The following is a 15,671-nucleotide window of genomic DNA, read 5'->3' as shown; positions in this document are numbered from 1 at the left end:
TAACCTCGGGGTCGCATTTTGCGCTTGCTTTCTCAGGTAGCACGCGTCCGGGCACGCTTGAGATGGAAGTCCTGGTCTCCCAAGCGCTTGTCATAGACCAGCATAGATTTGTAGTAGTGACTCACGGCGCATTCTTCGGTGACGCCGATACCCCCATGCAGTTGAATGCTTTCGCCAGCAATGAAGTTGTAGGCTCTCGTAGCAATCACCTTAGCCCCCGACACTGCTCGAGAGCGCTCGGTGCCGTCGCCTCGCTCAAACGCCGCCAGCGTGCTGTAAAGCATTGCCCTGGCTTGATTGATCTCCACGAACATTTCAGCCATGCGGTGCTGCAGTGCCTGGAAGCTGGCGAGCGTTCGGCCATATTGGACACGGGTTTTAAGGTATTCAGACGTCATGGCCATTACGGCCTCCATCGCACCTAATGCGATGGCAGTCGCGGTAACAACGGCGCGGTCCAGCGATTCGATCAGCGCGGATTCAGCGCACTCGATCAAAAGCGCCGATGTAGGCAGGTTTAGGTCGGTCATTCTGAGGTCAGCGACTAGTGTGCCATCGATCAATCGGTGCGTTGCCACCGTGACACCATCCGATCCCTTGGGAACGAGAAACAAGGCGAAGTCATTTCCATCAGTAATCTTGGCAGATAACAGCCAATAGTCGGCAGCCGTCCCGTAGGCAACAAAATGCTTAGTGCCGCTTATCCGCCATGTATCCCCTTCAAGCACGGCGCTGGTAGTTACCTCGGTGTCGTACTCGCAGCGTCCGCCTGGCTCCATGTGTGCCAGAACAACCAACGCGTCTCCACTTCCCATTCTTTCCAGAAGTCCGTCGCGAGCTTGGCTGGGCAAGGCGTGGGCGAGCAAATTGCTCGCCAGTATCGCAGCGTCAACGAATGGCTCGGAAACAAGACCACGACCTAACTCTTCTGCCAGCAGGGCGACATCCACCATGCTGCCACCCAAGCCGCCGTTGTCTTCGGAGATCGGAAGCAACAGCCAGCCCAATTCGCCGAAAGTGTTCCAATGTTCAGCGCTGAAGCCTTTGCTGGATTTACTCGCGTTTCGACGGGCTTCAACCCCATAGTGCTCACGTACATAGCGCTTGGCGGTATCTACGATCATTTGTTGTTCGTTAGACAGGTTGAAATCCATGGCTTATAACCCAAAAGCGACTTTGGCGATGATGTTTTTCTGCACTTCTTTTGCACCGCCGAAAATAGTGTAGGCACGCAAGTAGAGCAGGTCGTTGGTGGCACCCGTAATGTAGTCGGGCCATATCGGATCATTCGTGTGATCGGCAAAGGATTCTTCCCTGGTATACAGCCTCAGGCCCTGAACACCTAAGGCTTCAACCGCCAACTCAGAAAGCCGCTGTTGCAGCTCCGAGCCTCGTACCTTAAGTACGGATGCGTTAGCCGCGACAGGATGTTCGCTAGGGGCGTCACACAGGACCCTCAGCACCGCCCACTCCAAGGCTTGCACTTCCAGCTCTGCCATCGTCAGCTTGTCAAGAAACGCTGAGTCTTCGATCACAGGCCGTCCATTTTTCTGTTGTTGACTCGCGATCTGACGGATTCGTGTCAGGTCGCCGTAGGCCTTATAGATTTCCGAACTGGAAGTACGCTCGTTAGACAGCAGGAACTTGGCCTGATCCCAGCCTCTGTTGACTTCTCCGATGATGTTTTCTTTGGGTACCCGCACGTTATCCATGAACACTTCGCACGGAGACGATCCCCCATTGATCATCGGAATAGGGCGCACAGTGATTCCGGGCGATTTCATATCGACGATAATCATAGAAATACCCGCTTGAGGCTTTGGAGTATCAGCCGTGCGAACCAGAAAAAATCCTTGTTCGCACCATTGCCCTTCGGTAGTCCAGGTCTTCTGACCGTTCAGTACATACTCGTCGCCCTTCAATACGGCGGTAGCGCGCAGGCTTGCCAGGTCTGACCCGGCGCCCGGCTCCGAAAAGCCCTGCGCCCATTGTTCATCGCCACGAAGAATGGCCGGTAAGTAACGTGCCTTTTGCGCGTCTGTACCGAAGGTGTACAACACCGGACCCAGGAGCCGGAGTCCTTGCCAACGTAGCTCAGGGGCATCGGCCATTCGACTTTCATATTCAAAAATATGCTGTTGGATTGGAGTCCAACCGGTACCGCCGTACTCAGTCGGCCAATGCGCAGCTGCCCAGTTATTTTCGAATAACATTCGTTGCCACCAGCGGCGATCTTCCTCGTTTGCTGGGTGATAACCGATTCTGGAACGACGGCGTACATCTTCTGGCAGGTTGTCGCGTAGAAACGCGCGCACCTCTTCGCGGAACGCTTGGTCTTGGGTATCCAAGTGCAGATTCATGGTGCCTCTCCTGCGTATGTGGCCGCTGCGAACACTCAAATTACGGCGTGGATCAATGGGGCTTTGGGAAAACTCATCAGCCATCAATAAACTTCAAACAGCCCGGCAGCTCCCATTCCTCCGCCCACACACATGGTGATCACGACATATTTGACGCCTCTTCGGCGGCCTTCGATCAACGCATGTCCTACGAGGCGAGATCCTGTCATACCGAACGGGTGTCCCAAGGCAATCGCGCCGCCATTGACATTGAAGCGCTCAGGGTCGATACCCAGTTGGTCTCGGCAGTACATGGCTTGACATGCAAAAGCTTCGTTCATTTCCCAGAGACCAATATCGTCAACTTTAAGGCCGTGCTGTTTCAGCAGTTTGGGGACCGCGTACAGCGGACCCAGACCCATTTCCTCGGGCGCCAGTCCTATGATTGCGGTACCACGATAGGCACCCAGTGGCTCGAGCCCTTTGCGTTGTGCGATGGAGGATTCCATCAACAGACAGGCAGAAGCACCATCGGAAAGCTGGCTTGAGTTGCCTGCTGTAATGACCCCGTTTTCCACTACTGGTTTTAAAGCGAGCAAACCTTCGAGCGTGGTTTCGCTGCGGGGGCATTCATCACGGTTGAACAGCAACGAGCTGTATTTAACTTCGCCAGTGTCCTTGTCTTTGATCGACTGCACCGTTGTAATCGGGACCAACTCCTGGTCGAAGCGCCCGGCCTCTCTGGCTGCGGCGAATCGCTGTTGAGATGTCAACGAAAAGGCATCCGCGTCTTCGCGGCTGATAGCGTATTTTCTGGAGATGTGCTCTACGGTCTGGATCATCGGGGTATAGGCGTGTGGTACATGAATGATTGCATTCTCATCCCTTTCCCTGACCGCATACTCGACATAGGAGGGCGTCAGTGCGCTGACGTTTTCTGATCCTCCTCCGACCACGATATTCATGCCATCCACCAGGATTTGTTTGGCGGCTACACCTATTGCAATCAGCCCGGAGGCGCACTGTCGTTCCACTACCAAGCCAGCAACACTGACAGGAAGTCCCGCTGCCTGAACGGACGCACGGGCAAGGTTACGTCCAGCGGTACCCGCGGGCATGGCGCAACCAATCACGACGTCTTCGACCTCGGCACCATCGATCCCGGCACGCTCAACGGCATTGCTGATTGCGACTGCCGTCATGGTCGGTGATTTGATATTGTTCAGCGCGCCTCGGTGGGCTTTGCCGATAGGTGTTCTGGCGGTGGAAACGATCACGGCTTCGCGCATTTGGTTGTTCCTTATACTGTTATGTATGCAATCATTCGGTAATGGACGGCCAGAGACCGGCGTTTCCGTTGGCGAGCACTTGGTGGCCCAGTCGTTCGGACCAGAAATGCTCACTGCCTGACTCTGTTCGCCACTGCCAAAGCCGTCGGGTGTAGTAATGCAGGTCATGCTCATCAGTCACGCCGATCGCACCGAACACCTGGTGTGCAATAGCGCTTCCAAGACCCGCTGCGCGCCCAACGTGTGCTTTGGCCACCGCTGCGCCGTACTCGGCGTTTGCGCTATCAATACGCCGGCAAGCGAAAAGGGCAGCCGCTTGAGCCGATGCTGCCAGAGAGCCAAGCTCGGCGATCATCTGTTGGATCGCCTGAAACTTGCCGATAGGTTTACCGAATTGCGTACGGGTGTTGGCGTACTCGACGCATAGCGCGAGGATTCGGTCTAAAGCCCCGCTAATCTGCCCCGCACGCAGAGCTGCCAAATAAGGCATGAAGCCGAGTTCGCTGATAGCGCTCGCTGCTGAAGAAGTTTCCAGCGGGCGTATGTTCTTTAGATTCAATCGAGCACTAGGAATGCGGCTCAAGGTTTCTTGAGGTTCCAAATCGATCTGCGAGCGTTCAATCAGGCACACGACGTTTTCGTCACCACGATTTGCTGATACCACCAGATGCGTCGCGTGTTGTGCCCAAGCCACTGAAGGGGCAGATCCACTGATGAGACCTGCGGCATCAAGCGTCATCCGTTCGTTAACAACGGCCAGCGGCCCGTCCGGAATACTGAGGCCTGCGTTGGATAACACCCAAGCCCCAACAATGGTCTCGCCTAGTGGCACCGGCGCCACGAACTCTCCGAGGGTACGCAGTAGTGCGCCGGTTTCGGCCCAGGACATGTCCGCCCCACCAGATGCTTCCGGCACAAGAGCCAGAGGCAATCCAAGGGCCTGTATCTGATCCCATAGCGCTGTTGCAGGTTCGCCCTTCTCGACAGCCATCAGGACTTCTCGGCTGACCTCTTTGGTCAGCAACCGTGACAGCTGATCGGCAAGCATGGTGCTTATGTTCATTTCGTTGTTCATCGCAGGCCGAGTCCTTTGGCAATGATGCCGCGCAAAATTTCTCGAGTGCCGCCGCGCAGTGAGAATGTCGGCACGGTTTGGGTCAAGAAGGCTTGTAATTCGCTCAGGCGGTCGCCGCGAGTCATGACCGCGGAAGCATCGGTGAGCTCTCTCACCAACTCAGGCATCCGTTGCTCGTAGCTATTGCCCAGATCCTTGAGTAGTGCTGCTTCTTGAGCGGGGGAATGTCCGCTTGCCAATTGACCGACGATGGATAGCGACATCTCTCGCAGTACAACCAGTTCTGCCACGGCATCACCAATGCGACGTGCCGCCAAACGATCCACCTGACCTTGTTGGCATATCGGATCGAGAGCCGCACTTAGTAGGGGGAAGCAGCTCATGTATCGGTCTGGCTGACTGCGCTCAAATGCGAGTTCTCCGCTGGCTTGCGCCCAGCCGTTACCTTCGCTGCCTACCAAGGCGTCACCCGGGACAAAAACGTTGTCGAACATGACTTCATTGAAGTGTGCTTCGCCCGTCAGATCAACGATGGGACGCACCTCGATTCCCGACGAGCGCATATCGATCAAAAACTGTGAGAGCCCTTTATGCTTTTCGACTTCTGCCGATCCCTCGGTGCGAAACAGGCCAATCATGAAGTCACATACTTGTGCGTTGGTGGTCCAGATCTTCCGGCCGTTGAGTCGCCACCCACCATCCACTCGGGTCGCCCTGGAGCGCAAAGACGCCAGGTCCGAACCAGCGTCCGGTTCACTCAGTCCAATACAGAATGCTGCTTCCCCGCGAGCGATCATGGGCAGAAAACGCTGGCGCTGTGCTTCGGTCCCAAGGCGTAGAAGCAAAGGGCCGCTCTGACGGTCGCCGAACCAGTGGGCGCCCAGTGGCGCGCCGGCTGCCAGCAACTCTTCGACTACGACATAGCGCTCCAGCCCCGTTCTCTCGTGCCCCCCATACTGTTTGGGCCATGTCATTCCGATCCAGCCGCGCGCGCCGAGTTCTCGGCTGAACTCGCGATCAAACCCGGTCCATGAGTGGCCGATTTTCCATCCAGTCCATTGAGAGGAGGCCTCTGCGAGAAAGTCCCGAACCTCGTGACGCAGGGAGGCGTATTCGGCAGGAATATCCAGTGGTTCAAAATTGAAGGGTGACGTCATCTTTTCATTCCTTGCTAGCTTGCCGGTCTGCGGCTCAGATCACGTTGCGTTCTTTGAGATCCACCATGCGATGCTCATCAACGCTTAGCCATTCCTTGAGTACCTGAGCCGTGTCTTCGCCCATCAGAGGGGGGGGCAGTCGATACGAGACAGGGCTTGCGGAGAAGCGCATAGGGCTCGCTGCGGTGCGAATCGTGCCTTTGGTAGGGTGTTGAAGAGGGACGATCATTTCCCTAGCGATGACATGCGGGTCTCGCTCCAAATCCGCCATGGAATTGATTGGGCCGCAGGAAACCGTCGCCGCATTGAATGTCTCGACCCATTGATCTTTCGTGCGTCCGGCCAATGCTGCAGTTAGCAACGATGCCAGCGCCTGTCGATTGGCTACCCGGTCAGCATTTTTTGCGAAGCGAGAATCGTCGCCCCATTCAGGGTGACCCACGACGGTGGCCAGACGGACGAATTCGCGGTCATTGAACGTCGCAATCAACAGATAGCCATCATCGACTTCATACACGCCGTAGGGAGATGCGCTGGGGTGGTCGTTGCCGGTCCGGCCCAACTCTGTTTCGGCATTGAACCAAGAGGAAAATGTATTCAGCAGGGTTGCGACCTGAGCGTCAAACAGCGACACGTCGATGTGCTGACCTTCACCCGTGGTATTGCGGTGGTTCAATGCTGCCAGGGTACCGATGGCCGCATAGAGCCCAGCGCAGATGTCCGCAATGGGAATGCCCACGCGTGTCGGGCCAATGCCGGGTTCGCCATCGCGCGGGCCGGTTACCGACATTACACCTGCCATCGCTTGTATCAGGTAGTCGTAACCGGAGCGGTTGGAATACGGTCCCGTCTGACCGAAGCCGGTAAGCGAAACGTATATGAGTCGCGGGTTGATCTGTTTGAGATCTTCATAACCCAAGCCGTATTTGGCTAACGTCCCAGTACGATAGTTCTCAATCAGCACGTCAGCCTTGGCTGCCATCTCGCGTATGATCTGCGCACCTTCCGGCTGACTGTAGTCCACTGTTACCGAGCGTTTGTTCCGGTTTACGGCCTGGTAATACGTGGATTCCTGAGGCGTATGAGTATGCCTGGTTGGTAGCCAGGGTGGACCGACACGACGGATGTCGTCACCTTCGCCTTGACGCTCAAACTTGATTACCTCTGCACCAAGGTCCCCCATGATTTGCGCTGCATAAGGTCCTGCGATAACGCGCGTCATATCCAGCACGCGCAGTCCTGCGAGTGGTCCAACTGTTGTCATTTTCTGCTTCCTCGAAACAGTGCCGGAAAATACCGGCGCGTATTACTCGTGGGCCGGAGTCAGGCTGGAAGTTTCAAAACTGTCTTGGCCAGAATGTCGCGCTGTACTTCGTTACAGCCCGCGTAAATAGTGGTGGGTAGGGCCCACATGAATGGCCAGTGCAAGTTGGTGGAAAGATCTCCCACCTGAACATCACCGATGACTGCGCCATATTCAGCGGCAATGCCAGCGTTGAATTGCACGATCCTTTGAAGTAGTTCGGAGATGTAGACTTTTAAAACAGAGGCGCCAGGACCCACTTCAGCGCCATTGGCGACGTCTTCGCAGATATCGGTGTAAAGCAAGCGATAGTCATGCAAGTCACACTGCAGTTGGGCGAGGCGGTCGGTAACTCCTACGTCGGTTTCAAGGCCGATCTCTTTGACCAGGCGTGTCGCAATGTGCATTGCGCTATTTGCCATTGCCGGGCTGCCGAGCCAGAGTCGTTCATGGCCCAGCAGACTTTTAGCAACTTGCCAGCCATCGTCGACTGCGCCGACAGCGTCTGAGACTGGAACTCTCACATCATCAAAAAAGACCTCACAGAGTTCGTCATCACCGGCCAAATTCATGATCGGGCGAACGCTGACTCCTGGTGCTCGCAAGTCAATCAGCAGAAAGGTAATTCCTTGCTGTTTTTTCTCGTATTGACCCGTGCGCACCAAGGCAAAAATATGTGTGGATGTGGAGGCTTGGGTGGTCCAAATCTTCTGGCCGTTGACGATGAAATCATCCCCTTCCCGGATTGCCCGCGTGCGCAGGCTTGCCAAGTCCGAGCCAGCATTGGGCTCAGAGTATCCTTGCACCCAAAGGTCATCGCAGCGAAGAATACGAGGGAGGTGAGCAGCCTTTTGCTCCTCGGTGCCATATTGGAACAGGGTCGGGCCCAAATGGGTTTCACCTGGCTCGACGATGCGTGCACCAGCCGCGCGCTCCCACTCTTGCTGGTAGATCCATTGCTTTCGGAAACTCAGGCCCATTCCGCCGTACTCGCGAGGCCACGCTGGTGCGCGCCAACCGTGTTCGTTGAGCAGAAGCATGCAGGCGCGTAGGTCCTCGCCAACCAAGCGAAGGTAGGGACGACGATCGTTCTGGCGCCATTGTTCCGGATAGTATTCCTTTAGCCAGGCCCGAAAGCGCAGGCGGAACTCATCATCGCTCAGCGCGTTGAAGTCATAAGGGGTTAGGTGTTCATGCATGATCAAGTACTCCACGGGCGGTCAGGAAGCGTCGGCGATGGGCTGTAGGCGAACCCAACCAAGCGCTGCCTGCCATCGCGCAACGCAGGTAAAGGCCGATGCCGCCTTCTTCGGTAAAACCCATTGCGCCGTGCAACTGGACCGATTCGCGTGCTACCCACAGTGCGGTGTCGGCGCATCTGGCTTTTGCAGCACTGCTGGCGGCGGTCGTTTCTGGAACTAGCGGAGTTGACTCGTAGGCGCCAAGTGCGTGATGCCAACTGGCCTTGGCCAGTAGCGTCGCGCTGTGCAGATCCACACAGCGATGGCGGACCGACTGTAAGCTACCCAAAGGGTTCCCGAATTGAGCCCTGTTAGTGACGTATTTGATTGTTCGGGCCAAGCAGCCTTCTGCAAGGCCAGCCATTTGGGCGGCGAGCGTTATGCGTCCGGCTTCGAGTGATTGGTTCAGAGCATCGGTTGCCGAGGCGCCACTGAGTAATGGGCGGCCGTTTAGTATCTGGGCGCCATTGAAGGTGATCTCGGCCACAGTGCCAAGTGCAGTTGCACACAATTTATGGCTGACGCCAGGTGCGTTGGCGTCGATTGCCACTACTGCTGCTTCCTCTCCAGTATTTACGCTCACCAGCAGAGTTAAATCGGCTTTTGCATACGGAACAAACCGCTTCACTCCGTAGACCTTCCCATCGGAAAGGTTGAGACGGGTTTGGGGCGTATCGGGGCTAATTTCGCCGAGCTGATCTTGCCAGGCGATTGTGAAAAGCCGGCGGCCGCTGGCTAGCTCGTCAGTCAAGCCCTGTGCAAAGTCATCGCCTTCACAGGCAGACAGCACGATCGACGGCATGAGGGCAGACGCAATGTAGGGGGCAGGGAAGGCGCCAAGGCCGAACTGCTCGGCAAGGGTCGTCGCCTCTCGCAGGCCCAGCCCCGAGCCGCCCATTGATTCGGGAAGTGCCAGCCCAAGCCAGCCCAGTTCTGCCATCTCTTCCCACAGTGACTGATCGAGGTCTAATGGCTCACTAAGTACTGCTTCCTTGCGGGGCAGTGTCTCGTGGCTTTGCAGAAAGCTTTCAACGCTTTCGCGTAGCATTTTTATGATTTCAAGATCTTCGCCCATGGTTGCATCTGCTCTTTTGTTTTTTTGGGGGGGGGCTAGACCGCAATGGTGTAACCACCGTTGACTGAAAGGACTTGCCCTGTGATGTAAGAGGCGCCTTCGGAAAGCAGAAAGCACACAGGCATTGATGCTTCATCCGGTGAAGCGAATCGCCCCAGCGCAATCTGGCTTAGGTATGACTCGATGAACCGCTCTGAACGAGCAACTTCGGTCATTTGAGTTTCAACGAGGCCGAACGCAACGGCATTGGAGCGAATGCCATGAGTCGCCCACTCGCGGGCGGCCGTCATTGCCATACCGAACATGCCGGACTTGGCTGCTGCGTAATTGATTTGGCCCAAACTTCCGCGGCGACCAGCATCGGAGGTGATAAACACGATTGAGCCAAGCTGATGTTCACCGGCTTTGGCTTGGGCAACCATGTGTCTGCCCACCGCCTGGGTGAAGTAGAAGGAACCATTTAAATGGACGTCGAGCACCAATTGCCATTGCTCGGGGGTCATTTTTTCGATCATGGCTGGGCGGCCAATTCCAGCGTTATTCACCAGGCCATGAATCGCCCCAAAGTGGTCTACCGTTTTGGCGACCGCTTCATTGGCGAAATCCGGATCGCAAACACTGCCGGTGAGTGGCAAAAAACGCCCCTCGTAGGCTTGCTGCGTCAGGGCGAGGGCTTCGCCGTTGAGGTCAACGCCGGCAACGTTCGCACCAAGTTCGATGGCCAGCTTGCTGATAGCAAGGCCAATACCTTGTCCGGCGCCAGTGACCAAAATTGTGCGACCTTCAAGTGACATTGGGTTTTTCATGGGGCCTCTTAACAGATCGATAAAGTTGAATTCGAGGGCGGGCAGTGGGTATCTATGGTTGAGGCGTCAATTCCTGACAGGATCAAACACGATGCACGCCTGATTTTCCCTGCTTGATATCCTGGCGCGTACTGGCATACCGATCTGAATTGCTTCGGGTTCTATGCCTTCAACACAACTCATCATTCGAACTCCCTCATCCAGGTCGATCAATACCACGCTGTATGGAGCAGCCGGTGCTTTAGGTCTGACTATCGTGGTTGCGTAAACGGTGCCATGCCCTCTTGCCTGCACCCATTCCAGATCGTCGGCACCCGTGCCGGGCTCGACTGTACGAGGATAAAAAACGCAGCGACCACTGCTACGACTGACCTGAATCATGAAGCGGCCTTGGTTGAGGAAATTCTGGAACTCCAAGTCGGGACGGATATCCATGGCGACACCTGAGCGTGATAGCTGAACAGCCAGCGTTGAATTCGTGAAGCTCGCCAACCCTTGGGTTCGAGCTGTATTGTGTAAAAACTGTCACATCGACAGTTTTTACACTCTGAAGGGCTTTTTTACATGCGTCAAGTAGGTTCTGGAGGCCCGTTTATCGCCAAAACATGGGTTTTTTGCAGTTTTGTTGAGCGCATCTGGCTTTTGTTAGCTATATTTTGGTTTCAACTAAGAGCTGACAGTTGGTCATCTCTTCTGTAATGTTCGCAGGACGACAGTGGGCGCTGGAGCCGGATTGCTGTACTGGAGTGTTACGGCGTCACGGTCGGATGCAATCGACTTGTCGATGAAGGAGCAGGGTTTCACGCCTGAGAGGGTGAGTAGATGCAGGGCAGGAAGAGGTTGCTACCCGGTAAGGATTATTGATGTGCAGGTGCCTAGCTGAAGTTAACAATAATAAAAGCTGGAGGTTCTTCATGGTCACTCGTTTGATTGTTATCGCTATTTTCCCGTTGTCATTGGCTCTCGTCATATTGTTCGGAGCTTTTGGCCCGCATCTGTCACCCCCGACGGCATTCGCTCAATTGCCGCCTTGCGCCACCCAGGCTCCGTATTGCGCAGTACCGTCCACCATCACATTGTCTCGCTTGGGCTGGTAAACGCCGGGCCCGCTTATGTTGCGGCGTGGTGTTGAAGCTGCGCGTCACTCTGAACGCAACGTACAGAGTGGCGCGTGTGGCATTTTGCTCGTGCCCCCTTGCATGGGGGAGTGACGGGCCGCTCAACACTCACTTGAAGTTAGTCCTCGTCAGCCATCTTCATCTGGCTCGGATGCGTTTTGGCGTGTTTTGTAAGCGTCAAGTGAACGGGGAAGCTGCCAATAAATCGTTTTTTACCTACTGACAAGCAACGAGAAAAAAGTAGGCTCTGCCTTAGGTCCATTGGCTAAAGATTGCTTGATTAGCATATTTTCTTCGGATAATGTCTATAAAGATGACGGATAGTCAGTTATTTTCAGGCTGTCCTGAACGCCACTCACGAGATGGATTCAACTCTATGGAACAGTTCCCCCGAGGTCGGTCAGCGATAGTTGGCGCGGCCACTTATGGTATTGGTGAAGCGCCTGGTATGACTTCGTTGGACCTGGCAGCAAAGGCTGCCATGAAAGCGCTAGGGCAAGCTGATATCGCCCTGAAAGATGTAGATGCCCTGTTTGTCTGTACGCCAAATGATGCGCTATCCGGTCTTAGCGCTGCCGAGTACCTCGGCATTCAGCCTCGATTTACCGAGAATAATCGCACTGGGGGTTCCTCGTTTCATTCACATCTGATCGTCGCATCACTGATGCTGGAGGCGGGCTATTGTGAAACTGCCTTGATCATGTATGGCAGTAATCAGCGTACGGGGGCCGGTGGACTTGTCAGCATGCGCTTACCCTCGCCTTACGAGAAACCTTACAAGCCTATGACTCCGGTGTCCTCCTATGCGCTCGCCGCGTCTCGACATATGTATCAATACGGCACTACCCGAGAGCAGCTTGCGCACGTAGCAGTTTCAGCGCGCAAGTGGGCCAATCTCAATCCTGAGGCCTTTGCCCGTGGAGAGTTGAGCATTAGTGATTGCCTCAACGCTCGGATGGTTTCGGACCCGCTGAGTGTACGAGATTGTTGCCTCGTCACCGACGGCGCGGCCGCGATCGTAATGACACGTTCTGATCGTGCGAAAACGCTCAATACGACGCCCATTTATATTCTGGGTGCGGCGGCTGCTACGTGGTATTCGGGCGTAGATCAAGCTCAGGATCTTACGGTGACAGCAGCCTCTGAATCTGCTCGTCGCGCCTTTGCTCTCGCTGGAGTGGCTCCCCGAGACATCGATGTCGTGCAGCTCTACGATGCCTTTACGATCAATACTATTCTGTTTCTGGAAGATCTCGGTTTCTGTGCGAAGGGAGAGGGAGGAGCGTTTGTCGAGGGGGGGCGAATCGCTCCTGGCGGAGCTCTACCTGTCAACACAAATGGTGGTGGCCTTTCCTGTTGTCATCCTGGCATGTACGGCATGTTCACGCTCGTCGAGAACTGCGTGCAGTTGCGCGGGGAAGGTGGGGATCGCCAAGTATCCGGTGCTGAGTTGGCTGTGTGTCATGCCAACGGTGGCACCTTGTCGAGTCAGTCGACGGTAGTGCTGGGTACAGCGGCAACGCTTTGAATTTTCGATCCGAGTGTTTGTGCGTTGCCGTGATACGCCGGCCGGAGTGACTAACAGTTGCAGAGGAATAAAGCCTCATGAGCGCCGAAATTAGACCAACCGTTTTTGACACAAGCGCCCCGCCTGACGTGTTAGCTCTGGCACTGGCGAAGCCTGGAAAATCGTACTTCGTTCGTGTGGACGGAGCCTCTGTTCATTACCTTGGTTGGGGGATGGAGCACACACATAAACCAGCGTTGGTGTTTGCGCACGGTCTGCGTGCTCATGCGCGATGGTGGGACTTTATCGCGCCGTACTTTCTTGACGATTATAGAGTCGTCGCTGTTGACTTTTCCGGCATGGGAGACAGCGAGCACCGAAGCCATTATGACCAAATGACCTTTGTTCAAGATCTCTTGGGGGTCATGGCTGATGCTGGTTTAGCCAAGGCCATTGTCGTAGGTCACAGCTTTGGTGGAGTTCAAGTCGCCCGCTTATGTGCGACCGCACCTGATGCGGTGGAGCGAGCAATTATCATCGACAGTAAGTTTGATCGTATCGGGGAGCTAACTAATTTTGGGTCAGATCTATCCAAGTCTGCGCCACTTTATGCTGGCCTGGATCTAGCGCTGCAGCGTTTCCGTTTGCTCCCTGCTCAGCCAGTAGCGTTGCCTTTTTTGGTCGACTACATCGCCAAGCATTCGCTACGTCAGACAGCAGAAGGCTGGGTCTGGAAGTTTGATCGTCACATGCCCCTGGAACAGGCTGTTCCTGCGAGGCAGGAGTTGCTGCACAGAATCAAGGTTCCGGTGGACTACATCTATGGCGAATTCAGTGCGGTTGTTGATTGCGCGAGAGCCGAATGGATTTGTGAGTCCCTAGGGCAACACCGAAGCCCCTACTTGATCTCCAACGGATATCACCACGTGATGCTGACTGAGCCGGTAGCTTTAGTCAGTGTTTTACGCACGATTTTATCGACGCGGCCAGCATGAGAACACGCTGGTTTCTATCGATTTTACCGACAGTAAGGAGAGATACAAATGGGTGACTGGGTTCGAGTGGACACGATTGATGCCGTCGCGGTTGTCACGCTCAATAATGTTGAAACGCGAAATGCTCTCTCGCGAGGGATGCTGGAGATGTTGAGCGCGGATTTAGTTAAGCTCAATGCCGATGACCATATCCGAGCCATTGTGCTTACTGGGGCGGGGGATCATTTCTGCGCCGGTGGTGACATTTCCGGAATGATCACTGCACGCACGGTCAGTGAGTCTCGGTCCAGAATTCCAGTCACCGCTCGAATTGCTCGCGAGCTTATGGGCGGCGCAAAGCCTGTAATTTCCGCAGTCGAAGGTTGGGCTGCCGGCGCCGGGCTTTCACTGGTTTCTGCTTCAGACTTCGTAGTCTCGTCTAGCCAGGCCCGATATGCAGCGGCTTTTGGAAAGATGGGTTTGCTTCCTGATATGGGATTGCTCTGGAGTCTTCCGCAACGCATTGGTTTAGTCGAGACGAAACGTTTGCTCTTCACGGGTTGCACGATCGACGCCAACAAGGCGCTTGCGTTAGGGCTTGCGGATCAGCTCTGCGAGCCGGGGGAGGCTCGTGAAGTGGCAATTGAACTTGCCTGTGAGTTTACCAATTGCGCACCGCTGCCTATGGCGATCATCAAATCTTCCTATGCCGCGGGCCTCAGTACTTTGGGAGACGCGCTGCGCTGCGAACTGGACAATCAGCCTGGGCTTTTCCAAACCCAGGATCACCGAGAGGCCGTTGCCGCGTTCCTTGACAAGCGCAAACCGGTGTACCGCAACTCCTGATTATTTCCTCCTGCAATGAGACTTCCATGGCGATCGATTACCAAAAGCTGATGGCGTTGAAGATTCCTGATGGTCATCAGACTTATACATACAAAGACACCATTCTTTATGCGTTGAGCATTGGCTATGGCACGGACCCGCTGAACACTGAAGAGCTACCGTTTGTTTATGAAAAAGACATTCGAGCGGTACCGAGCATGGCCGGAGTTTTGGCCCATCCCGGATTCTGGGCAAGGGACCTAGACACGGGCATTGACTGGGTGCGCATGGTGCATTCCGAGATGGGGTTGATCCTCCACAAGCCTTTGCCCCCAAACGCAAGTCTGATCAGCAAATCGCGAATACTGGAAGTGGTGGACAAGGGGGAGGGTAGAGGGGCCATCGTTCAGCATGAACGCATGTTCCTTGATCGAAACAGTGGTGAACTGCTGTGTACCAGTGTCCAAAGTATCTTCTGTCGTGGTGATGGTGGCTTCGGCGGCCCCCCTCGCAGCCTCCAGCCACCCCACCCGATGCCAGAACGACCAGCGGATTGGATTCATGAGCAAGCCACAACACCCGGCATGGCGCTGCTCTATCGTCTGAACGGCGACTGGAACCCATTGCACGCCGATCCCAAGATCGCCAACAAGGCCGGCTTCGAGCGCCCAATCTTACACGGTCTCGCAACATATGGCGTGGCGTGCAAGGCGCTGCTCGACACGGTTTGCGAAAACGATCCGAGCAGACTCGCATCCATTTTCTGCCGTTTTACTGCCCCGGTTTATCCAGGGGAAACGTTGCGCACTGAGATCTGGCTGGATGGCAACGTGGTCAGTTATCGAGTGAAGGCATTGGACAGGGATCTGATAGTGCTCAATAACGGGAAAGCAGAGCTTAGGGAGCCTATTTACACCTGACAAATGTGTGAATTCAACGCTGCTCACTAATGTAGGAATGAT

General features: G+C 55.1%; 14 protein-coding genes. 4 read left to right on the top strand and 10 right to left on the bottom strand.

What is annotated here, in order from left to right; translation table 11 throughout:
• Window positions 1-32: 32 nt before the first annotated feature.
• From KGB28_RS15055 to KGB28_RS15010, 10 genes are all read right to left on the bottom strand, one after another.
• A complete protein-coding gene (locus KGB28_RS15055) occupies window positions 33-1,154 on the bottom strand; it encodes an acyl-CoA dehydrogenase family protein (RefSeq protein ID WP_223446237.1) in 1,122 nt (373 codons plus the stop codon).
• Window positions 1,155-1,157: 3 nt separating this feature from the next.
• Entirely contained in the window at window positions 1,158-2,360 is a 1,203-nt protein-coding gene (locus KGB28_RS15050) for an acyl-CoA dehydrogenase family protein (protein WP_223446235.1), read from the bottom strand.
• An 83-nt stretch (window positions 2,361-2,443) separates the two neighbouring features.
• On the bottom strand, window positions 2,444-3,628 hold the full coding sequence (locus tag KGB28_RS15045) for an acetyl-CoA C-acyltransferase (RefSeq protein WP_223446233.1): 1,185 nt from the start codon (window positions 3,626-3,628) through the stop codon (window positions 2,444-2,446).
• Window positions 3,629-3,659: 31 nt separating this feature from the next.
• Complete coding sequence (locus KGB28_RS15040; RefSeq protein WP_223446231.1) at window positions 3,660-4,703, bottom strand: acyl-CoA dehydrogenase family protein; 1,044 nt, start codon at window positions 4,701-4,703, stop codon at window positions 3,660-3,662.
• Window positions 4,700-5,860: an acyl-CoA dehydrogenase family protein gene (locus KGB28_RS15035; protein ID WP_223446229.1), complete on the bottom strand. Its 1,161-nt coding sequence runs from the start codon at window positions 5,858-5,860 to the stop codon at window positions 4,700-4,702. The genes KGB28_RS15040 and KGB28_RS15035 overlap by 4 nt, the downstream gene beginning before the upstream one ends.
• Window positions 5,861-5,894: 34 nt before the next feature.
• Window positions 5,895-7,124, bottom strand: a complete 1,230-nt coding sequence (locus KGB28_RS15030) for a CaiB/BaiF CoA transferase family protein (RefSeq protein ID WP_223446227.1) — start codon at window positions 7,122-7,124, stop codon at window positions 5,895-5,897.
• A 59-nt stretch (window positions 7,125-7,183) separates the two neighbouring features.
• The gene (locus KGB28_RS15025) at window positions 7,184-8,362 is read right to left on the bottom strand and encodes an acyl-CoA dehydrogenase family protein (protein WP_223446225.1); all 1,179 of its coding nucleotides are present in this window, start codon (window positions 8,360-8,362) and stop codon (window positions 7,184-7,186) included.
• Entirely contained in the window at window positions 8,355-9,479 is a 1,125-nt protein-coding gene (locus KGB28_RS15020; RefSeq protein ID WP_223446223.1) for an acyl-CoA dehydrogenase family protein, read from the bottom strand. Before KGB28_RS15020 ends, KGB28_RS15025 begins: the two co-directional genes overlap by 8 nt.
• Before the next feature lie 35 nt (window positions 9,480-9,514).
• Entirely contained in the window at window positions 9,515-10,285 is a 771-nt protein-coding gene (locus tag KGB28_RS15015; protein WP_223446221.1) for an SDR family NAD(P)-dependent oxidoreductase, read from the bottom strand.
• A 66-nt stretch (window positions 10,286-10,351) separates the two neighbouring features.
• The gene (locus KGB28_RS15010; protein WP_223446219.1) at window positions 10,352-10,720 is read right to left on the bottom strand and encodes a Zn-ribbon domain-containing OB-fold protein; all 369 of its coding nucleotides are present in this window, start codon (window positions 10,718-10,720) and stop codon (window positions 10,352-10,354) included.
• A 1,059-nt stretch (window positions 10,721-11,779) separates the two neighbouring features.
• Between KGB28_RS15010 and KGB28_RS15005 the strand changes: the two genes are divergently transcribed.
• The 4 genes from KGB28_RS15005 to KGB28_RS14990 all read left to right on the top strand — a co-directional run bounded on the left by KGB28_RS15005 (window position 11,780) and on the right by KGB28_RS14990 (window position 15,629).
• Window positions 11,780-12,931: a thiolase gene (locus tag KGB28_RS15005; protein ID WP_223446217.1), complete on the top strand. Its 1,152-nt coding sequence runs from the start codon at window positions 11,780-11,782 to the stop codon at window positions 12,929-12,931.
• A gap of 77 nt (window positions 12,932-13,008) precedes the next feature.
• On the top strand, window positions 13,009-13,905 hold the full coding sequence (locus KGB28_RS15000; RefSeq protein WP_223446215.1) for an alpha/beta fold hydrolase: 897 nt from the start codon (window positions 13,009-13,011) through the stop codon (window positions 13,903-13,905).
• A gap of 48 nt (window positions 13,906-13,953) precedes the next feature.
• A complete protein-coding gene (locus KGB28_RS14995; RefSeq protein WP_223446213.1) occupies window positions 13,954-14,730 on the top strand; it encodes an enoyl-CoA hydratase/isomerase family protein in 777 nt (258 codons plus the stop codon).
• Between the two features lie 26 nt (window positions 14,731-14,756).
• Window positions 14,757-15,629, top strand: coding sequence for a MaoC/PaaZ C-terminal domain-containing protein (locus KGB28_RS14990; protein ID WP_223446211.1), 873 nt, complete (start codon window positions 14,757-14,759; stop codon window positions 15,627-15,629).
• Window positions 15,630-15,671 lie beyond the last annotated feature (42 nt).

The sequence above is a fragment of the Pseudomonas sp. BF-R-19 genome, from assembly GCF_019956445.1.
Lineage (GTDB): Bacteria > Pseudomonadota > Gammaproteobacteria > Pseudomonadales > Pseudomonadaceae > Aquipseudomonas > Aquipseudomonas fluorescens_BH.
The sequence above is the reverse complement of the archived record's forward strand: the minus strand, read 5'-3'. Positions and strand labels throughout refer to the sequence as shown.